This window comes from Pelomonas candidula (genome assembly GCF_043555985.1).
GTDB classification, from domain to species: Bacteria; Pseudomonadota; Gammaproteobacteria; order Burkholderiales; family Burkholderiaceae_C; genus Pelomonas; species Pelomonas candidula.
The window spans coordinates 136,786-153,785 of the sequence record NZ_JBIGIC010000013.1 but is presented as its reverse complement, the minus strand read 5'-3'; the positions used below and the strand labels follow the sequence as shown (position 1 = coordinate 153,785).

20 protein-coding genes and 1 tRNA gene are annotated in these 17,000 nt (G+C 68.8%); 16 read left to right on the top strand and 5 right to left on the bottom strand.

The genetic code is table 11. From position 1 onward, the window contains the following. Window positions 1-33: 33 nt before the first annotated feature. Window positions 34-1,173, bottom strand: a complete 1,140-nt coding sequence (locus ACG04R_RS22950; RefSeq protein ID WP_394415949.1) for an iron-containing alcohol dehydrogenase — start codon at window positions 1,171-1,173, stop codon at window positions 34-36. A gap of 151 nt (window positions 1,174-1,324) precedes the next feature. Here ACG04R_RS22950 and ACG04R_RS22945 point away from each other — a divergent pair, with 151 nt between their 5' ends. The 3 genes from ACG04R_RS22945 to ACG04R_RS22935 are packed head-to-tail and all read left to right on the top strand — an operon-like array spanning window position 1,325 to window position 3,356. Further along, entirely contained in the window at window positions 1,325-2,254 is a 930-nt protein-coding gene (locus ACG04R_RS22945; protein WP_394415948.1) for an alpha/beta hydrolase, read from the top strand. Further along, window positions 2,251-3,108, top strand: coding sequence for a YbgC/FadM family acyl-CoA thioesterase (locus ACG04R_RS22940; RefSeq protein ID WP_394415947.1), 858 nt, complete (start codon window positions 2,251-2,253; stop codon window positions 3,106-3,108). The genes ACG04R_RS22945 and ACG04R_RS22940 overlap by 4 nt, the downstream gene beginning before the upstream one ends. Continuing rightward, on the top strand, window positions 3,105-3,356 hold the full coding sequence (locus ACG04R_RS22935; protein WP_394415946.1) for a hypothetical protein: 252 nt from the start codon (window positions 3,105-3,107) through the stop codon (window positions 3,354-3,356). The genes ACG04R_RS22940 and ACG04R_RS22935 overlap by 4 nt, the downstream gene beginning before the upstream one ends. Before the next feature lie 7 nt (window positions 3,357-3,363). Here ACG04R_RS22935 and ACG04R_RS22930 read toward each other — a convergent pair whose 3' ends face one another. Both ACG04R_RS22930 and ygfZ read right to left on the bottom strand, forming a co-directional pair. Beyond that, the gene (locus ACG04R_RS22930; RefSeq protein WP_394415945.1) at window positions 3,364-3,612 is read right to left on the bottom strand and encodes a DUF4936 family protein; all 249 of its coding nucleotides are present in this window, start codon (window positions 3,610-3,612) and stop codon (window positions 3,364-3,366) included. A 2-nt stretch (window positions 3,613-3,614) separates the two neighbouring features. Then, window positions 3,615-4,502 (bottom strand): CAF17-like 4Fe-4S cluster assembly/insertion protein YgfZ, encoded by an 888-nt coding sequence (gene ygfZ / locus ACG04R_RS22925; protein WP_394415944.1) that lies wholly within the window; start codon window positions 4,500-4,502, stop codon window positions 3,615-3,617. Window positions 4,503-4,549: 47 nt separating this feature from the next. On the opposite strand from ygfZ, the gene mltG reads away from it, so the two are divergent. From mltG to ACG04R_RS22890, 7 genes are all read left to right on the top strand, one after another. Next, a complete protein-coding gene (gene mltG / locus ACG04R_RS22920) occupies window positions 4,550-5,542 on the top strand; it encodes an endolytic transglycosylase MltG (RefSeq protein ID WP_394415943.1) in 993 nt (330 codons plus the stop codon). Continuing rightward, a complete protein-coding gene (tmk, locus tag ACG04R_RS22915; protein ID WP_394415942.1) occupies window positions 5,539-6,159 on the top strand; it encodes a dTMP kinase in 621 nt (206 codons plus the stop codon). The genes mltG and tmk overlap by 4 nt, the downstream gene beginning before the upstream one ends. Further along, window positions 6,153-7,157 carry a DNA polymerase III subunit delta' gene (locus ACG04R_RS22910; RefSeq protein WP_394415941.1) on the top strand — a complete coding sequence of 335 codons (1,005 nt, stop codon included), beginning with the start codon at window positions 6,153-6,155 and terminating at the stop codon, window positions 7,155-7,157. The genes tmk and ACG04R_RS22910 overlap by 7 nt, the downstream gene beginning before the upstream one ends. Before the next feature lie 70 nt (window positions 7,158-7,227). Then, window positions 7,228-7,620, top strand: a complete 393-nt coding sequence (locus tag ACG04R_RS22905; RefSeq protein WP_394416002.1) for a PilZ domain-containing protein — start codon at window positions 7,228-7,230, stop codon at window positions 7,618-7,620. Window positions 7,621-7,626: 6 nt separating this feature from the next. After that, window positions 7,627-8,424, top strand: coding sequence for a TatD family hydrolase (locus tag ACG04R_RS22900; protein ID WP_394415940.1), 798 nt, complete (start codon window positions 7,627-7,629; stop codon window positions 8,422-8,424). Further along, window positions 8,421-9,065: an ankyrin repeat domain-containing protein gene (locus ACG04R_RS22895; protein ID WP_394415939.1), complete on the top strand. Its 645-nt coding sequence runs from the start codon at window positions 8,421-8,423 to the stop codon at window positions 9,063-9,065. Before ACG04R_RS22900 ends, ACG04R_RS22895 begins: the two co-directional genes overlap by 4 nt. A gap of 117 nt (window positions 9,066-9,182) precedes the next feature. Further along, window positions 9,183-9,410: a hypothetical protein gene (locus tag ACG04R_RS22890; RefSeq protein WP_394415938.1), complete on the top strand. Its 228-nt coding sequence runs from the start codon at window positions 9,183-9,185 to the stop codon at window positions 9,408-9,410. A 51-nt stretch (window positions 9,411-9,461) separates the two neighbouring features. Here the strand turns inward: ACG04R_RS22890 and efp are convergent, their stop codons facing one another. Both efp and earP read right to left on the bottom strand, forming a co-directional pair. Further along, a complete protein-coding gene (gene efp / locus ACG04R_RS22885) occupies window positions 9,462-10,016 on the bottom strand; it encodes an elongation factor P (protein ID WP_394415937.1) in 555 nt (184 codons plus the stop codon). A 95-nt stretch (window positions 10,017-10,111) separates the two neighbouring features. After that, complete coding sequence (earP, locus tag ACG04R_RS22880; protein ID WP_394415936.1) at window positions 10,112-11,134, bottom strand: elongation factor P maturation arginine rhamnosyltransferase EarP; 1,023 nt, start codon at window positions 11,132-11,134, stop codon at window positions 10,112-10,114. Window positions 11,135-11,274: 140 nt separating this feature from the next. Here earP and uvrC point away from each other — a divergent pair, with 140 nt between their 5' ends. The 6 genes from uvrC (at window position 11,275) to ACG04R_RS22850 (ending at window position 16,993) form a co-directional block, all read left to right on the top strand. Next, complete coding sequence (gene uvrC, locus ACG04R_RS22875) at window positions 11,275-13,176, top strand: excinuclease ABC subunit UvrC (protein WP_394416001.1); 1,902 nt, start codon at window positions 11,275-11,277, stop codon at window positions 13,174-13,176. A gap of 39 nt (window positions 13,177-13,215) precedes the next feature. Further along, entirely contained in the window at window positions 13,216-13,740 is a 525-nt protein-coding gene (locus ACG04R_RS22870) for a hypothetical protein (RefSeq protein ID WP_394415935.1), read from the top strand. Window positions 13,741-13,797: 57 nt separating this feature from the next. Beyond that, window positions 13,798-14,364, top strand: a complete 567-nt coding sequence (gene pgsA / locus ACG04R_RS22865) for a CDP-diacylglycerol--glycerol-3-phosphate 3-phosphatidyltransferase (RefSeq protein ID WP_394415934.1) — start codon at window positions 13,798-13,800, stop codon at window positions 14,362-14,364. Between the two features lie 213 nt (window positions 14,365-14,577). Further along, the gene (locus ACG04R_RS22860) at window positions 14,578-14,850 is read left to right on the top strand and encodes an HU family DNA-binding protein (protein WP_056201680.1); all 273 of its coding nucleotides are present in this window, start codon (window positions 14,578-14,580) and stop codon (window positions 14,848-14,850) included. Window positions 14,851-14,895: 45 nt separating this feature from the next. Continuing rightward, a tRNA-Val gene (locus ACG04R_RS22855) sits at window positions 14,896-14,971 on the top strand. Window positions 14,972-15,079: 108 nt separating this feature from the next. Next, window positions 15,080-16,993, top strand: a complete 1,914-nt coding sequence (locus ACG04R_RS22850; RefSeq protein WP_394415933.1) for a SurA N-terminal domain-containing protein — start codon at window positions 15,080-15,082, stop codon at window positions 16,991-16,993. The last annotated feature ends 7 nt before the right edge of the window (window positions 16,994-17,000 follow it).

Sequence of the window (17,000 nt, the reverse complement as noted above, 5' to 3'; positions counted from 1 at the left end):
CCAATGAAAACGATCTCGACCGGCAGCCAGTCATCACCGCGACGCGGCCAGCAGCGCCCGGTAGTCTTCCGGGCTGGCGATGCGCGGGTTGGTCTTGTGGCAGTGGTCCACCAGCGCGTGCTCGATGATGCGGTCGTCCAGCTCCGGCCCCACGCCCATCGCGGCCAGGCCTGACGGCAGGCCCAGGCGGGCATTCAGCGCGCCGATGGCGTCGGCCACCGCGTCGGCATCGCGGCCGGCCAGGTTCATCGCCTGCGCGAGGCGCTCGATGCGTTGCTCGCGCTTCACGCTGTCGGCCTCGGCGTTGAAGCGGATGACGGCCGGCAGGAACACCGCGTTCAGCGTGCCGTGGTGCAGGCGCGGGTTGATGCCGCCGAGCGAATGGCTCAGCGAATGCACCGCGCCCAGTCCCTTCTGGAAGGCCAGCGCGCCGTGCACGCTGGCGCACATCATGTCCAGCCGCGCGTCGCGGTCCTGGCCGTCGCGCGTGGCGCGTTCGATGCTCTGCCAGCCGCGTCGCAGGCCTTCCAGTGCGATGCCGTCGGCCGGCGGGTTGAAGGCCGGCGCGAGGAAGGTCTCGATGCAGTGGGCGATGGCGTCCATGCCGGTCGCCGCCGTCAGGTGCGGCGGCAGCGCCAGCGTCAGGTCGGGGTCGCAGATGGCGGCCTTGGGCATCAGCTCCCAGTTGTGGAAGCCCAGCTTGCGGCCGTCGTCGACGATGAGGATGGCGCCGCGTGCCACCTCGCTGCCGGTGCCGGCTGTCGTCGGCACGGCGATGACGGGCAGCACCTTGGCGCTGATGTTGACGGCACCGCCCTCGATGGTGGCCCAGCGTTTCAGTGGCGGCTCGTGCGTGGCGGCGATGGCGACGCCCTTGGCCAAGTCGATGCTGGAGCCGCCGCCGATAGCGACGAGGCCGTCGCAGCCCGACTCGCGCAACTGCTCGACGGCCAGCCGCACCGCGGCCTCGGTCGGGTTGGGTGGCGTGCGGTCGAAGACGGCGGGCTTGGCGGTGAAGGCAGCCAGCGCCTTGTCCAGCACGCCGGCCGCGCGCACGCCGGCGTCGGTCACGACCAGCGGCCGGCGCATGCCTGCGCGCTCGCATTCGGCCGGCAGCAGGCTGCTGGCGCCGAAGGCCAGTTCGATGCGGGTCAGGTAGAAGATCTGGGCCATGGCGCGTGCTCCGCAGTGTCTCGGAGCATCGTAGTGGTGGCAGCCCGGGCCAGGCAGTCAAGCGCGCGACTCGCCGGCCGCCGGCCACGTCCTATCGACGCACGAGGTGGGCTTGCGACGCACCGTGGGCTGCCACCGACAATCCCTGCCAATGAATCCGCCGACCCAGCTCCTGACGCCGCGCATGGCCGGCGTCCTCGAACGCATCCACCGCGCCAACCGCCCGCCGTTCCACACGTTGACGCCGCGCGAGGCGCGCATCGCGTACCGCATGGGCGCCGAGATCCTCGACCTGCCGCGCGCGCCACTGCCCCGGGTCGAAGATCTGCAGGCCGCCGGCCGCCCCGCGCGGCTGTACGCGCCGTCCACTGCCGAGCTGCCCGTGCTGCTCTACCTGCACGGCGGCGGCTTCACGATCGGCGACCTGGAGACGCACGACAGCCTGTGCCGGCAGCTCGCCCTGCGCAGCGGCGCCGCGGTCCTCGCGCTGGACTATCGCCTGGCGCCCGAGCACCGGTTCCCGGCTGCCGTCGACGACGCCTGGGCCGCGCTGGCCTGGCTGCACGAGCATGCGGGCCGCCTGGGCCTGGACGGCTCGCGCCTGGCCGTCGGCGGCGACAGTGCCGGCGGCACACTGGCGGCCAGCACCGCCTTCTTCGCCCGCGACCGCGGCCTGCCGCTGGCGTTGCAACTGCTCATCACGCCAGGCACCGCCAGCCAGCCGTGCACGGCGTCGCACCGGCTGTTCGCCCACGGATTCCTGCTCGACGCGGCCAGCATCGACTGGTTTTTCGACCACTACCTCGACCGCCGCCAGCGCCATGACTGGCGCTTCGCGCCGATGGAGGCCGACGACCACACGGGCCTGGCGCCCGCCTGCGTCGTGCTGGCCGAGTGCGATCCGCTGGTCGACGAAGGCATTGCCTACGCCGACACGCTGCGCGCTGCCGGCGTGGCCGTGCAGCTGGAGCTTTACCGGGGCGTCACACACGACTTCATCAAAATGGGCCGCCAGATTCCAGAGGCCGTCACGGCCCTGGACGCCTGCGCGTCCGCCATCAGGGAGCATCTGAAACCATGAAACGCCAAGACTTCCGCCACCTGGAACCGCTGCGTGTGCGCTGGGCCGAGGTCGACGCCCAGGGCATCGTCTTCAACGGCCACTACCTGACCTACCTGGACACCGCCGTCAGTGGCTACTGGCGGGCGCTGGCCATGCCCTACGCCGACACGATGAAGAGCCTGGGCGGCGACCTCTATGTGCGCCGCGCCACGCTGGACTACCGCGGTTCGGCCCGCTACGACGACCGGCTGGACATCGGCATCCGCTGCCGCGAGTTCGGCAACAGCTCGATGAAGGTGGACGGCGCCATCTTCCACGGCGACCAGATGCTGGTGCAGGCCGAGATGGTCTACGTGTTCGCCGACCCGGCCACGCAGTCGCCCGCGCGCCTGCCCGACAGCCTGCGCGGCCTGATGCAGGACTTCGAGGCCGGTCAGCCCGTCGTCGACGTGGCGCTGGGCTCGTGGCAGGACCTCGGCGACGCCTCCGCGGCGATCCGGCGCCACGTTTTCATCGAGGAGCAGCACATTCCCGCCGACATGGAATGGGACGCCGCCGATGCCGGCTGCCTGCATGCGCTGGCTCGCAACCGCTTCGGCATGCCGCTGGCGACGGGGCGGCTGCTGGAGCACGTGCCCGGCGTCGCCAAGATCGGCCGCATGGCCGTCGTGCGCACGATGCGCGGCACGCAGATCGGTCGCCAGGTGCTGGACGCGCTGATGGCCGAGGCGAAGAAGCAGGGCTACCGCGAGGTGCTGCTGCATGCGCAGCTGTCGGCGGAGAACTTCTACCTGCGCGCCGGCTTCCAGCGACGAGGCCAGCCGTTTGAAGAGGCCGGCATCGGGCATGTGGAGATGGTCAGGGCGCTATGACAAAGCCCGAGCCGCAGGAAGAGGACAAGCTGTTCCTGCCGGACCCTGAACCCGAGCCCATCGTGGTCAAGGTTAGGGCGGTGTGCGGCTTCGTGTTCGGCCTCTTCTGGGCCGGTGTGATCTGGGTTCAGCTGCGCGGCCCGGGCATGGTCCCGACCTTGCTGCTGTTCACCGTCTTGCCCGTCGTGTTCGCCTACGTTGCGGCCCGGCACGGCGATGGGTTCTGGGAGTATTGGCGGCGGGATTGATCGTCGATCAGCCCAGCATCTCGAACCGCTCAATCCTGCGCTCGCTCGCCAGCCACTGCGCCATCGCCGCCGCCACCTGCGGCTCGCGGTGGCCCCAGCCCTCGGGGTAGATCTCCATCCACGTCCAGCGTCCTTCGTCGTCCGGCTCGGGGCGCTGCAACAGTTCGATGGGTGCCTCGACACGCGCCTTGCGGAATGCGATGAGGGCCGTGTCCACGTGGTCGGTCGCGACCTTGTAGTAAACGTAGAGCTGCACGTTCAGTCCTGCGGCGGGATGTCGTAGGGCAGGGCACGCGGTTGAAGCGTCGCGCCGCTGGCGCTGCCCAGATGCAGGCTGCCGCCGTCCAGCGCCGCGAGCTTGATCTCGGCGGCGATGACCGTGCGGCCGTCGCGCGAGCCGCTGCCGGCCACGACACCGGCCGGCTGCTCGGGGTCGGCGCTGTGGAAGATTTCCTGGCCGACCGTGGCTACGCCCTCGGCCTCGAAGACCTGCAGCCGCCGCTTCAGCGTGCCGCGATACTGGCTGCGCGCGACGATCTCCTGGCCGGGATAGCAGCCCTTCTTGAAGCTCACGCCGCCCAGCACCTCGAAGTTGATCATCTGCGGCACGAAGGCTTCGACGGTCGCGCCGCGCACCCACGCGACGCCGGCTTCGGCTTCGGCGGCCGCCCAGGCGTCAGGCGTGATCTCGGTGCCAGCCGGCGCGGGCGCGGAGACCGGCTGCACACGCAGCGCGCGAGTCGAACCCGGCAGCGCGATCTGCACCGCGTCGCCGTCGCGTACCAGCGTCCAGGCGTCGGCGGCCGGCGTGCCCAGCAGGCCATGGACGGCGAACTCGCTGCTCGCGTCGGTCAGCTTGCACTTGGCGCGCAGGACGAACATCGACAGCCGCTTCAGCGTCGCCGCCAGCGTCTCGGCCGGCAGCGCGAGCAGGATCTCGTCTTCACCGCCGCGCCAGCCCACCATCGTCGCCAGCAGCCGGCCCTTGGCCGTGCAGAAGCCGGCCAGCCGTGCATGGTCGCGGTCGAGCAGCGCGAAGTCCTGGGTCAGCTGGCCGTGCAGGAAGCTGGCGGCGTCGGCGCCAAGGGCGCGGATCACGCCCCAGTCAGCGAGGCGGAGTTGGGAGGTTTGAGGGGCTTCAGACATGCCCGCAATTATCATCAGCCGCTTTTGGGCAGACCCCGGGCAAGGGCATGAAGTGGTTGTTGCGGGCGGTGCTCGCGTTGTTGTTGATCGCGGCGTTGGCCGCCGGGGCCGCGTGGCAGTGGCTGCGCAGCCCGCTGAGCCTGGCGGCGCCGTCGGTCGAGCTGTCCATCGAGCCCGGCACCAACCCTGCCGACGTTGCGCGTGCCTGGGTCGCTGCCGGCGTGCAGGTCGATGCGAGGGCGCTGTACCAGTGGTTCAAGTGGTCGGGCCAGGCCAAGCAGATACGTGCCGGCAGCTATGAAGTCCACGCCGGCATCACGCCGCGTGAGCTGCTGGACAAGATGGTCCGCGGTGACCAGGTGCTGGAGCAGTTGCGCCTCATCGAAGGCTGGAACTGGCGCCAGGTGAGGGCGGCACTGGCCGCCGCGCCGGCGCTCAAGCCCCGGACGGCGACGATGAGCGACGCCGACCTCATGGCCGCGCTGGGCGACCCAGGCGTTGCGCCCGAGGGCCGCTTTTTCCCCGATACCTACGCCTACAGCCGTGGCGTCAGCGACCTGACCGTGCTCAAACGCGCCCACGAGGCGATGAAGAAGCGGCTGGCCGCCGCCTGGGCCAGGCGCTCGGCCGACCTGCCGTTGAAGTCGGCCGACGAGGCGCTGATCCTGGCCTCCATCGTCGAGAAGGAGACCGGCGCGTCCTCCGACCGCGCCAAGGTGGCTGCCGTCTTCGTGAACCGGCTGCGCGTGGGCATGCCCCTGCAGACCGACCCCACCGTCATCTACGGCCTGGGCGACGGCTACGAAGGCAGCCTGCGCAAGCGCGACCTGCTGGCCGACACGCCGTTCAATACCTACACCCGGGGCGGCCTGCCGCCCACGCCCATCGCGATGCCCGGTGCGGCCTCGCTGCAGGCGGCGTTGAACCCGGCGCCGGTCAAGTCGCTGTACTTCGTGTCGCGCGGCGACGGCAGCAGCGAATTCAGCGACGACCTCGCCGCGCACAATCGCGCGGTCAACAAATACATCCGCGGCAAGTGAGTTCAGGACGTTTCATCAGCTTCGAAGGCATCGACGGTGCCGGCAAGTCCACCCACATCCAGGCCGTGGCCGACTGGTTCCGCGCGCGCGGCGCCGACGTGCAGCTCAGCCGCGAGCCCGGCGGCACGCCGCTGGCCGAGACGCTGCGCGACATCGTGCTCAGAGAACCGATGGGTTCGCTGACCGAACTGCTGCTGATGTTCGCCGGCCGCCGTGACCACGTCGAGGCCGTCATCAAGCCCGCGCTGGCTGCTGGCAAGACGCTGCTGTGCGACCGCTTCACCGACGCCAGCTTCGCCTATCAAGGCGGTGGCCGCGGCCTACCGCTGCCGGTGCTGAATGCGCTGGCCGACTGGGTGCAGGAGGGCACCGAGCCCGAGCTGACGCTGTGGTTCGACCTGCCGTCTGAGCAGGCCGCCGCCCGCCGCGCCAGCGCCCGCGAGGCCGACCGCATCGAGCAGCTCGACCTGGACTTCTTCGAGCGCGTGCGCGCCGGCTATGCGGCCCGCGCCGCGGAGGCGCCGCAGCGCATCGTGCGCATCGATGCGAGCGGCACCGTCGACCAGGTCGGTGCTGCCGTGGTGGCCGTCCTTGAACAGCGGTACGCCGCATGCTGAACGCCGATCTCCCCTGGCTGCAGGCGCCGCTGGCCGATGCGCTGGCTCGCGCCCGCTCGCATGCGTTGCTGGTGCAGGGGCCGGCCGGTGTCGGCCAGCTGGAACTGGCGGTCAAGCTCGCGCAGAGCTGGCTCTGCGAAGCCGCCGCGCCCGCACAGCCGGCCTGCAACCAGTGCCCCAGCTGCAAGCTGTTCGCCAGCGGCACGCACCCGGACTTCCAGCTGCTGCTGCCCGAAGCCCTCGACGCCTCGGCCCGCGAGTCGCTGGGCCTGCCGTTCGAGGAAATCGAGGTCAAGGCCGGCAAGGCCAAGCCCAGCAAGGAGATCAAGGTCGAGGCGGTGCGCAACCTGCTGGCCTTCGCACAGGCGACTTCGGCGCGCGGCAAGGCCAAGGTGGTCGTCATCTTCCCGGCCGAGGCGTTGAACGGCGTGGCGGCCAACGCGCTGTTGAAGACGCTGGAGGAGCCGTCCGGCCTGCTGCGCTTTGCGCTCGCCAGCCACGACAGCGCCAGCCTGCTGCCCACCATCCGCAGCCGCTGCCAGCCGCTGCCGCTCGCGTTGCCGGAGAAGTCCGCCGCGCTGGCCTGGCTGGTGTCCAAGGGTGTCAACGGTGCCGAAGGCCTGCTGGACGCCACCGGCGGGCGGCCGCAGCAGGCGCTGGAGTGGTTCGAGGCCGGGCTGACCGATGCGGCCTGGCAGGCCATCCCCAAGCGCGTCGCGCGCGGCGAGGTGCAGGCGCTGTCCGACCTCGCGCCGCCGCGTGCCATCGATGCGTTGCAGCGTCTGTGCCATGACCTCCTGCGCCGCAGCCATGGTCGGCCGGGCCAGTTCTTTGCGCCCACGTCGTTGCCGTCGCCGAAGAAGGCTGTGCCACTGCTGGCCTGGGACGCCGAGCTGCGCCGCGCCGCCCGCCACGCCGACCACCCGCTGAACGCCAGCCTGTGGATCGAGGCACTGGTGGCGCAAGCCCAGGCGGCTGTGACGGCGTCGCTCCGGTGAATACACTCGGGCCATGAGCGACGCCACTTCCAAGCAAGGCCCGAACTCCCTGCAATTCCAGCCCAGCCAGATGGGTGGCGCGTTGCCACTGCCCACGGTGGGCGGTCAAGGCGCGGCGTCGGGCGCGCGGCCCAGCGTCATCCAGTTGGTGTTCCGCGAGAAGTCGGCGCTGTACGCGGCCTACATCCCGGCCTTCGCCGAGGGCGGCCTGTTCGTGCCGACCACGCGCGACTACAAGCTCGGCGAAGACGTCTACCTGTTGCTGGCCCTGCCCGAGGACAACCAGCGCTACCCGGTGGCCGGCAAGGTCGCCTGGCTGACGCCGGCCAACGCCTCCGGCGGCCGCACGCAGGGCGTGGGCGTGCGTTTCCCTGGCGACGAAAAGACCCGGCTGATCCGCGTGCGCATCGAGGAGATCCTGGGCACGGCGATCTCGTCGAGCAAGCCCACGCAGACCCTTTAGTTCCCGATGTTCGTTGACTCTCACTGCCACCTCAGCTTCCCCGAACTGAAGCAGAGGCTCCCCGACATCCTGGCCGACATGCGCCATGCGCAGGTTGAGCAGGCCATCTGCATCTGCACGCAGATGGAGGAGTTCGAAGACGTCCATGCGCTGGCCATCGAGCACCCGCAGCTCTGGTCCACCGTTGGCGTGCACCCCGACACCGAGGATATGCGTGAGCCCGACGTTGCCGAGCTGGTGCGGCTCGCCGCGCTGCCGCGCGTCGTCGCCATCGGCGAGACGGGGTTGGACTACTACCGCCTCAATGGCCGCAGCATCGCGGACATGGAGTGGCAGCGCGAGCGCTTCCGCACCCACATCCGCGCGGCCAAGCAGGCGGCCAAGCCGCTGGTCATCCACACCCGCTCCAGCGCGGCCGACACGCTGCGCGTGCTGGACGAGGAGGGCGGCGAGCAGGCGGGCGGCGTCTTCCACTGCTTCACGGAGACAGCCGAGGTCGCACTGGCGGCCATCGAGAGGGGTTACTACATCTCGTTCTCCGGCATCGTCAGCTTCAAGAACGCGCAGGACCTGCGCGACCTGCTGAAGCTGCTGCCGCTGGACCGCGTGCTCATCGAGACCGATAGCCCCTACCTGGCGCCCGTGCCGTTCCGTGGCAAGACCAACACGCCGGCCTACGTGCCTCACGTGGCCAAGGCCGTGGCCGATGCCGTGGGCCTGCCGGTGCCGGAGCTGGCTGCGGCGACGTCGGCCAACACGCGGCGGTTGTTCAAGCTGCCTGATGTGGCGAGGGACGCCGCATGAAGACGCTGCTGGCCGCACTGGCCCTGTCGGCAGCCACGCTGGCGCAGGCGACGCCTGTGGACGACCTCGTCATGGCCGCAGAGATGAACGACCCGCGCGTCGTCAGTTCGCTGCTGCTGAAGGGCGTGGACCCCAACCTGACGGATTCGCGCGGTCGAACGGCCTTGTTCACCGCCGTGCGTGAGGGTTCGTTGAAGGCGCTGGAGAGCCTGCTGGCCTCGCCGCAAGTCAACGTCAACGCCGTCAACGCCGATGGTGAGACGCCGCTGATGCTGGCGGCCATCCGCGGTGCTTTGCCGGCTGTCAAGGCGCTGGTCGAGCGAGGCGCGGATGTCAACCGCAAGGGCTGGACGCCGCTGCACTACGCCTGCAGCGGGCCGGACAACGGTGTCGCGGCCTTCCTCATCGCCCACGGTGCCGAGCTGAACGCGCGCTCCGAGAACGGCACCACACCGCTGATGATGGCCGCCCGCTACGGCAGCGGCGACCTCGTGCCGATGCTGCTGAAGGCCGGCGCCGAGCCGCGTGCGGCCAACGAGCAGGAACTGACGGCAGCCGACTTCGCCCAGCGCAGCGGCCGCGACAACATGGCCGCCGAACTGCGCCGTGCGATGGCCGAGGCCGCCAAGGCTGCCAAATAGTGCGCACGCCAGCGGGCGTGTAGGGAAAAGTCTTACAGCACCTCTCGCCAAGTGCCGACTGTTGCGGCGTGGCGGCGCTGCCTACAGTGGAGCCATCGTCAACCCACGAGGCTCACCATGCTGTCCACCACCCCGAATCTGGCTGACCCCTTCGCGATGCTGATCTCGCCCGACGAGGTGATGCACGCCATCGAGTGCTCGGATCGCCTGGCCCGTCTGCAGCGCCGCGTCTACCGCCCGCTGGACCGGCCCTGGATTCCGCTGAAGGGCTCCGCGTCGGCCGATTTCGACAACGAGATCGACGCCGAGCTCGAAGTGCCTGACCTTTCGGACGACGCCGCATAAAACAAAAACGCCCGCTGATGCGGGCGTTTTGCTGGCGAGGCCGAGGGGCGCTCAGACGCGCTTGCGGTACTCGTGCGTGCGGGTGTCGATTTCGATCTTGTCGCCGTTTTCAACGAACAGCGGCACGTTGATCTCGAAGCCGGTGCCCTTCAGGCGGGCGGGCTTCATGACCTTGCCCGAGGTGTCGCCCTTGACGGCCGGCTCGGTCTCGATTTCGCGAACGACGCTGGTGGGCAGTTCGATAGAGATGGCCTTGCCGTCGTAGAAGGTCACTTCCGCGGCCATGCTGTCTTCCAGGTACGACAGCGCGTCGCCCATGTTCTCGGCTTCGACTTCGTACTGGTTGTACTCGGTGTCCATGAACACATACATCGGGTCGGCGAAGTAGGTGTACGTGCACTCCTTCTTGTCGAGGATGATCTGCTCCATCTTGTCGTCGGCCTTGAACACGAGTTCAGCGCCGGCGCCGTTGAGCAGGTTCTTCATCTTGATGCGCACGGTGGCGGCGCCACGGCCACCACGGCTGTATTCGGTCTTCAGGACGACCATCGGGTCCTTGCCCTGCATGATCACGTTGCCGGCGCGGATTTCTTGAGCGAGTTTCATGGTGCGGTATCTCGAGGTGGGGCCGAAGGCGGGCTCCGGCAGATGGCGCACCAGACCCCAGAAAACCCCGGTGTGGCGCGGCAAAGCCCAATATTCTAGCTGGAAGCCCCCAGGAAACCCCGCAACTGCGTCAGCAGGTCGGGTTGCGCTGCCAATTGCGCACGCCATGCCGGCGCGTGGGCCTCGGCTGCCTCAAGCCCCGTCGGCGAGGCCGGCAGGGGGCCCAGACCATTCCATCCGCGCCAGACCTCCCGCCAAGCCTCGGGCAGGTCGGCGCGGGCCATGAAGGCCTCCAGCTTGGCGTGGTGGGCGTCGTCCTGGTGCTGCGGGTAGATGTGCCAGACGAAGGGCTTGCCGGCCCACTGCGCGCGTACGAAGGAATCCTCGCCACGGACGAAATTCAGGTCGCAAGCCCACAGCAGCCGGTCGTAGTCGTCCTGCGGCAGGTAGGGCAGGGCGATGGTGCGCAGGCCGGGGCGGTCAGTGACCAGCGCCTGCAGCGGCCCGGGGCAGGCGAGCAACAGCGTGGGGCGTTCCGCCAGCGCGTCCAGCAGCGCTGGCAACGCCGGGTTGGCATAGGCGAACAGGCTGACGACGCGCTCACCCGGCCGCGGTGCCCAGCCGCGTTCGTCCAGCCAGGCGTGGCCGTCGAACGCGGCGACGCGCTCCAACAGCCTCGGTTCGCGCAGCAGACCGCCGGTGCGCGGCGTGAAGCCGGGATAGAAGAAGTGCTTGGTCAGCCCGGCGCCGGGGCCACTGAACTGCGGCGACGCAAGGCCGTGGCTGCGTTCGACGTAGTCCTCGGCGCTGAGGTATTCGAGGTTGATCCAGCGCGGTGCCGGCGTTTGCGCGGCCATGCGCGCGACGAAGGCGGGCGGCAGGTCGCAGCCGAAGGCCTCGATGACGACGTCGCCCGGCCGCACGTCCACGTCGCCGTCGGGCCAGCCGCGCAGCTCGATGCCGCCCGGCTGTTGCGGTGCCATCCACGCCAGCGCCGCGGCATCGTCGACCCACAGCCGCGCCCGCTCGCCGCGCGTGGCCAGATCCCGTGCCAGCCGCCAGCACACGCCGAGGTCGCCGTGGTTGTCGATGACGCGGCAGAAGATGTCCCAAAGCATGGGCCCGATTGTCCCAGGCCAAAATCCCGCGAATGTCGAGCACGTCCCCTTCCAACGCCGACCTCGGCGAACAGACCCAGGCCGAGTGGGCCGCCGAGCGCGCCGCCATCGAGGCGGCCGAGAAGCAGCGCGCCATCGAGATGGAGGCCGCGGCCCGCGAGGTGCGCGAGAAACTGGTGGCCGAAGTGAATGCGCTGCCGGCGCTGCCGGGCGTCTACCGCTACTTCGACGCCAAGGGCGACGTGCTCTACGTCGGCAAGGCCAAGGACCTGAAGCGCCGCGTCAGCAGCTACTTCCAGAAGAACCACGGTGGCACGCGCATCGGCATGATGGTGGCACGCATCGCGCGGCTGGAGACGACGGTCGTGCGCACCGAGGCTGAGGCCTTGCTGCTCGAGAACAACCTGATCAAGACGTTGAACCCGCGCTTCAACATCCTGTTCCGGGACGACAAGAGCTACCCCTACCTGAAGATCACGTCGCACACCTACCCGCGCATGGCGTACTACCGCGGCGCGGTGGACAAGCGGCACCAGTACTTCGGCCCGTTCCCGAGCGCCTGGGCGGTGAAGGAGTCCATCCAGCTGATGCAGAAGGTGTTCCGTCTGCGCACCTGCGAGGACAGTGTCTTCAACAACCGCAGCCGGCCCTGTCTGCTGCACCAGATCAAGCGCTGCTCGGGCCCCTGCGTACCGGCCGGCCAGACGGGCGAGTACGCGCGCAACGTGCAGAGCGCCGAGCGATTCCTGCGTGGCGAGACCGACGAGGTCATGGCCGCGCTGCAGGAGCAGATGACGGCCTATGCCGAGCGCTTCGAGTACGAGCTGGCGGCCGAGGTGCGCAACCAGATCCAGGCGCTGTCCAAGGTGCTGCAGCAGCAGGTGATCGAGGAGAGCAGCGCCACCGGCGGCGAGCGCGACGTGGACATCCTGGCCGTCAAGGTGCAGGGCGGCAAGGCCTGCGTGAACCTGGCCATGGTGCGTGGCGGCCGGCACCTGGGTGACCGCGCGTTCTTTCCCAGGCATGTCGACGACGCGACGGCCATCCACCAGAACGAGCTGGACGGCGAGGAAGCGCCGTCGCCCGAGCGGCAGGTGCTGGAGGCCTTCATGGCTCAGCACTACCTGGCCTCGCCGGTGCCGGGGCTGATCGTCGTCAGCGAGGCCGTGGATGCCGACCTGGCCGAGGCGTTGGGCACCCAGGCCGGCAGCCGCGTCACCGTGCAGGCCCAGCCGCGCGGCCAGCGCCGCATCTGGCTGGAGATGTGCGTCAAGGGCGGCGAGCTGGCGCTGGCGCGGCTGCTGGCGGAGGAGGGTTCGCAGCAGGCGCGCACGCGCGCGTTGGTCGATGCCCTGGACTTGTCCGTCACCGAGATCGACAAGTTCCGCGTCGAATGCTTCGACATCAGCCATACGGCGGGTGAGGCGACGATGGCCAGCTGCGTCGTCTTCGAGGGCCACCAGATGCAGAGCAGCCAGTACCGCCGCTACAACATCGAGGGCATCACCGGCGGCGACGACTACGCCGCGATGCGCCAGGTGCTGACGCGCCGCTACAGCAAGATGGCCGAGGCCGCCCAGCTCGGCACGGGTCGGCTGCCCGACCTCGTGCTGGTGGACGGCGGCCGCGGCCAGGTCAGCATGGCGCGCGAGGTGTTCGAGGAACTTGGGCTGGACCTCGGCCTCATTGCCGGTGTCGAGAAGGGCGAGGGCCGCAAGGTCGGCCTGGAGGAGCTGGTGTTCGCCGACGGCCGCGAGAAGGTCTACCTCGGCCGCGATTCCGCCGCGCTGATGCTGATCGCGCAGATCCGCGACGAGGCGCACCGCTTCGCCATCACCGGCATGCGCGCCAAGCGGGCGGCCACGCGCACCGGCGGCTCGCGTCTGGAGGACGTGCCGGGCGTCGGGCCCAAGAAACGCTCACAACTGTTGCAGCGCTTCGGCGGCGTGCGGGGCGTGGCAGGCGCTAGCGTGGACGAACTGGCCAGCGTGAAAGGCATCTCGCGCGAGCTGGCCGAAGATATCTACCGCGCCTTGCACTGAGCGCAAGATCGCGCCAAGACCCGAATCCTGGAGGAGACCATGTCGATCGTCGACCGTTCCAAGCGCGCCGCGCAGTGGCTGATCGCTCCCTTCCTGGCCGCCTGCGGCGCCACGCCGCCAGCGCCTCCCCCCGCACCCGCCGCCAGGCCGGCACCCGTTGCCGCGCCGGCGGTTGCGCCCGCCGCACAGGCGCCCGATTCGACAGCCCGGCCGCCTCAGGGCATGCCGGCACCCAAGCCGGTGCGCTCGCCGGAAGAGCTGCGCCGCCAGGCGGCCGAGCGGCTCGTCATGGCCAACCCCGAGCGCAGCTTCATGACACCGGCGCCGGCGCACCTGCTGACCCTCATCGTGCTGGAGGTGGAGGTGAAGGCCGACGGCAGCGTGCGCAAGATCAACGTCGTGCGCCCGCCCCGGTTCGGCCCCGAGACGCTGCAGATGGCCATCGACGCCGTGCACCGTGCGGCGCCCTTCGGTGACGTGCGTCGCATGCCCGAACCCTGGAGGTTCACCGAGACCTTCCTGTTCGACGAGGACCGCCGCTTCAAGCCCAGAAGCCTGGACTGACGGCTGGCAGCCACAACAAGCCTCGGGCACGCCCCAGGCTTGGGCACAATCGCCGCCATGTTCCTGACACTCCCGACTCTGCTGACCTGGGCCCGCATCGTGGCCATCCCGCTGATCGTCGGGGTGTTCTACCTGGACCTGGTGCCTGCCCTCCAGAACCTGGTCGCGACGGCGTTGTTCATCGTCGTCGCGTTGACCGACTGGCTGGACGGCTACCTCGCCCGCAAGCTCAACCAGACCTCGTCCTTCGGCGCCTTCCTCGACCCGGTGGCCGACAAGCTCATGGTCTGCTCCGCGCTGCTGGTGCTGCTCAAGCTGCAGCGCGTGGACGCCTTCGTCGCACTGGTCATCATCGGCCGCGAGATCACCATCTCGGCGCTGCGCGAGTGGATGGCGCAGATCGGTGCGTCCCGCAGCGTGGCCGTCCACATGGTCGGCAAGCTCAAGACGACGGCGCAGATGGTGGCCATCCCTTTCCTGCTGTATCACGGCCGTCTCTTCGGCGTCATCGACACGCAGGAATGGGGTACCTGGCTGATCTATGCGGCCGTCGTGCTGACGATCTGGTCGATGGTCTATTACCTGCGCAAGGCGGCGCCGGAAATCCGCGCCAAGGCCCGCTGACCGGCGCGGACCCTCTCGAGTTGTATCGGGACTTTTCCCGCCCTCCGGCGCGTCGGGCGCGCGTCTAGAATCCGCTTCCCCGCGCGAGCCCGGGCCGTCCATTTCGCGGCCTTCTCGGGTTCCCGGCAGTACGCGGGCAGCCATTCGCTAGCAGCTCTGCATCCTGACCCAGGGTGCGGGGTCCAACCGCTGAATCCAATCCTGGGGGCACGAGTGAACAAGTCCGAATTGATCGAGCACATCGCCAAGCAGGCCGACATTTCCAAGGCCGCCGCGGGCCGTGCGCTCGAAGCTGTCATCGGCGGCGTCAAGACGACGCTGAAGAAGAATGGCACCGTTTCGCTGGTAGGCTTCGGCACCTTCAGCATCACCAAGCGCGCGGCGCGCGCCGGCCGCAACCCGCGCACTGGTGACACGATCAAGATCAAATCGGCCAAGGTGCCCAAGTTCAAACCCGGCAAGGCTTTGAAGGACGCCGTGAACTGATAATCGCGCCGGTCCGGCGCCTTGCGCGCCACACCCGGTTTCACCGGGCGCTTAGCTCAGTTGGTAGAGCACCTCCTTTACACGGAGATTGTCGGCGGTTCGAGCCCGTCAGCGCCCACCATAGAATGCGTTTCCCCTCGAAGGCGAACCCCGGTTCGCCTTCGTTGCGTTCCGACATGCGTTTCATGCGGGCCCGATCGGCCGCACAAGACCCTCAAGGCTTTCCGAGATGTTTGAATTTGTCCGCGCTCATACGCGCCTGTTCCAGTTCATCCTGCTGCTGCTGATCCTGCCGTCCTTCGCCTTCGTCGGCATGCAGGGCTACACCAGCATGATGGGCGGCGCCAACGCCGGCGTGGCCAGCGTCGACGGTCGCAAGATCACCCAGGCCGAATGGGACGTGGCACTGCGCGAGCAGACGGAACGTGTCCGCCGCCAGAACCCCACCATCGATGCCAAGCTGCTGGACACGCCCGAGGTCAAGCATCAGGCGCTGGAGGGGCTGGTCACCGAGCGCACGCTGCAGGCCGCGGTCAACCACCAGCACTTCACGCCCAGCTTCGAGTCCGTCCAGGACAAGATCTTCAACAGCCCCGAATTCAAGGATCTGCGCAATCCGGATGGCACGGTCAACAAGGCCATCCTCGCTGCACAGGGCCTGACGCCGACGGGCTTCATCGAGCGCGTGCGGCAGGCGTTCGCGCTGCGCCAGGTCACTTCGCCCATCGAAACCTCCGCCATCGCCGGTGCCGCTGCGCCCAAGCTGGCCTTCGATGCACTGCTGCAGCAACGCGAGGTGCAGCTGCAGCGCTTCGACGTCAAGGATTTCGCCGCCAAGCTCAACCCCAGCGATGCCGACCTCGAAGCCTTCTACAAGGAGCCGGCCAACGCCGCCAAGTTCCAGCTGCCGGAATCGGCCCAGATCCAGTACGTCGTGCTCGATCTTGAAGCGCTGAAGAAGGATGTCAGCTTCACCGAGGAAGACCTGCGCAAGTACTACGAAGAGAACGCCAGCCGCTATGGCGTCCCCGAAGAGCGCCGCGCCAGCCACATCCTCATCAAGGTCGACCGCAACGCCCCCGCTGAGGAACGTGCCAAGGCCAAGGCCAAGGCCGAGGCGCTGCTGGCTGAGGTGCGCAAGAACCCGGCCTCTTTCGCGGAAGTCGCCAAGAAGAACTCGCAGGACGAGGGCTCGGCCGTCAACGGTGGTGACCTCGACTTCTTCGGTCGTGGCGCCATGGTCAAAGAGTTCGATGCCGCGGTCTACGCGATGAAGCAGGGCGAGATCAGCAACCTCGTCGAAACCGACTTCGGTTATCACATCATCCAGATGACCGGCGCCCGGGGCGGCGAGAAGAAGCCTTTCGACGCCGTGCGTGCCGAGGTTGAGTCCGAAGTGCGCAAGCAGCTCGCCCAGCGTCGCTACTCCGAGGCCGCGGAGCAGTTCGGCAACCTCGTCTACGAACAGTCCGACAGCCTGCAGCCTGCTGCCGATAAGCTCAAGCTGCAGATCCAGACGGCTACCGTCACGCGCCAGCCTCAGCCCGGCGCCGCGGGCCCGCTGGCCTCGGCCAAGCTGCTGGACGCCGTCTTCGGCAACGACGCGCTGCACAACAAGCGCAACACAGAGTCCGTCGAGACCGGCCCGAGCCAGCTCGTCTCGGCCCGCGTCGTCCAATACAACCCGGCCCGCGTGCCGCCGTTGGCTGACGTGAAGGACAAGGTGCGCGCGCAGCTCGTCAACAAGCTCGCCAGCGCCGAAGCCAAGAAGGCCGGCGAATCCCGCTTGGCCGCGCTGAAGGCCACGCCGTCTGACACCGCCGGCCTGGACGCCGCCGTCACCGTCTCGCGCGCCAAGCCGGCGACCTTCACGCGTGCTCAACTCGAAGCGGTGCTCGGTGCCGATGCGACCAAACTGCCCACTGCCGTGGGTGTGGTGGCCGACGATGGCAGCTATGTCGTCGTGCGCATCAACCAGCTGCAACCGCGCGACGCAGCCGTCATCGACGACCAGCGTGCGGCCCAGCAATACGCCAGCTCCTGGGCTCGCGCCGAAGGCCAGGCCTACATGGCTGCACTGAAATCTCAGTACAAGGCGGCGATCAAAGTGGCTGCTCCGGCATCTGCCGCAAGCGCGCCCTGATTTTTGC

Bases quoted from the DNA above. Each gene is read 5' to 3' on its own strand.
- ACG04R_RS22870 (WP_394415935.1), top strand. From the start codon at position 13,216: ATGTCGATCGTCGACCGTTCCAAGCGCGCCGCGCAGTGGCTGATCGCT.
- pgsA (WP_394415934.1), top strand. From the start codon at position 13,798: ATGTTCCTGACACTCCCGACTCTGCTGACCTGGGCCCGCATCGTGGCC.
- ACG04R_RS22940 (WP_394415947.1), top strand. From the start codon at position 2,251: ATGAAACGCCAAGACTTCCGCCACCTGGAACCGCTGCGTGTGCGCTGG.
- ACG04R_RS22910 (WP_394415941.1), top strand. From the start codon at position 6,153: ATGCTGAACGCCGATCTCCCCTGGCTGCAGGCGCCGCTGGCCGATGCG.
- mltG (WP_394415943.1), top strand. From the start codon at position 4,550: ATGAAGTGGTTGTTGCGGGCGGTGCTCGCGTTGTTGTTGATCGCGGCG.
- uvrC (WP_394416001.1), top strand. From the start codon at position 11,275: ATGGAGGCCGCGGCCCGCGAGGTGCGCGAGAAACTGGTGGCCGAAGTG.
- ACG04R_RS22850 (WP_394415933.1), top strand. From the start codon at position 15,080: ATGTTTGAATTTGTCCGCGCTCATACGCGCCTGTTCCAGTTCATCCTG.
- efp (WP_394415937.1), bottom strand. From the start codon at position 10,016: ATGAAACTCGCTCAAGAAATCCGCGCCGGCAACGTGATCATGCAGGGC.
- earP (WP_394415936.1), bottom strand. From the start codon at position 11,134: ATGCTTTGGGACATCTTCTGCCGCGTCATCGACAACCACGGCGACCTC.
- ACG04R_RS22905 (WP_394416002.1), top strand. From the start codon at position 7,228: ATGGGTGGCGCGTTGCCACTGCCCACGGTGGGCGGTCAAGGCGCGGCG.
- ACG04R_RS22900 (WP_394415940.1), top strand. From the start codon at position 7,627: ATGTTCGTTGACTCTCACTGCCACCTCAGCTTCCCCGAACTGAAGCAG.
- ACG04R_RS22895 (WP_394415939.1), top strand. From the start codon at position 8,421: ATGAAGACGCTGCTGGCCGCACTGGCCCTGTCGGCAGCCACGCTGGCG.
- ACG04R_RS22890 (WP_394415938.1), top strand. From the start codon at position 9,183: ATGCTGTCCACCACCCCGAATCTGGCTGACCCCTTCGCGATGCTGATC.
- ACG04R_RS22945 (WP_394415948.1), top strand. From the start codon at position 1,325: ATGAATCCGCCGACCCAGCTCCTGACGCCGCGCATGGCCGGCGTCCTC.
- ACG04R_RS22950 (WP_394415949.1), bottom strand. From the start codon at position 1,173: ATGGCCCAGATCTTCTACCTGACCCGCATCGAACTGGCCTTCGGCGCC.
- ACG04R_RS22935 (WP_394415946.1), top strand. From the start codon at position 3,105: ATGACAAAGCCCGAGCCGCAGGAAGAGGACAAGCTGTTCCTGCCGGAC.
- ygfZ (WP_394415944.1), bottom strand. From the start codon at position 4,502: ATGTCTGAAGCCCCTCAAACCTCCCAACTCCGCCTCGCTGACTGGGGC.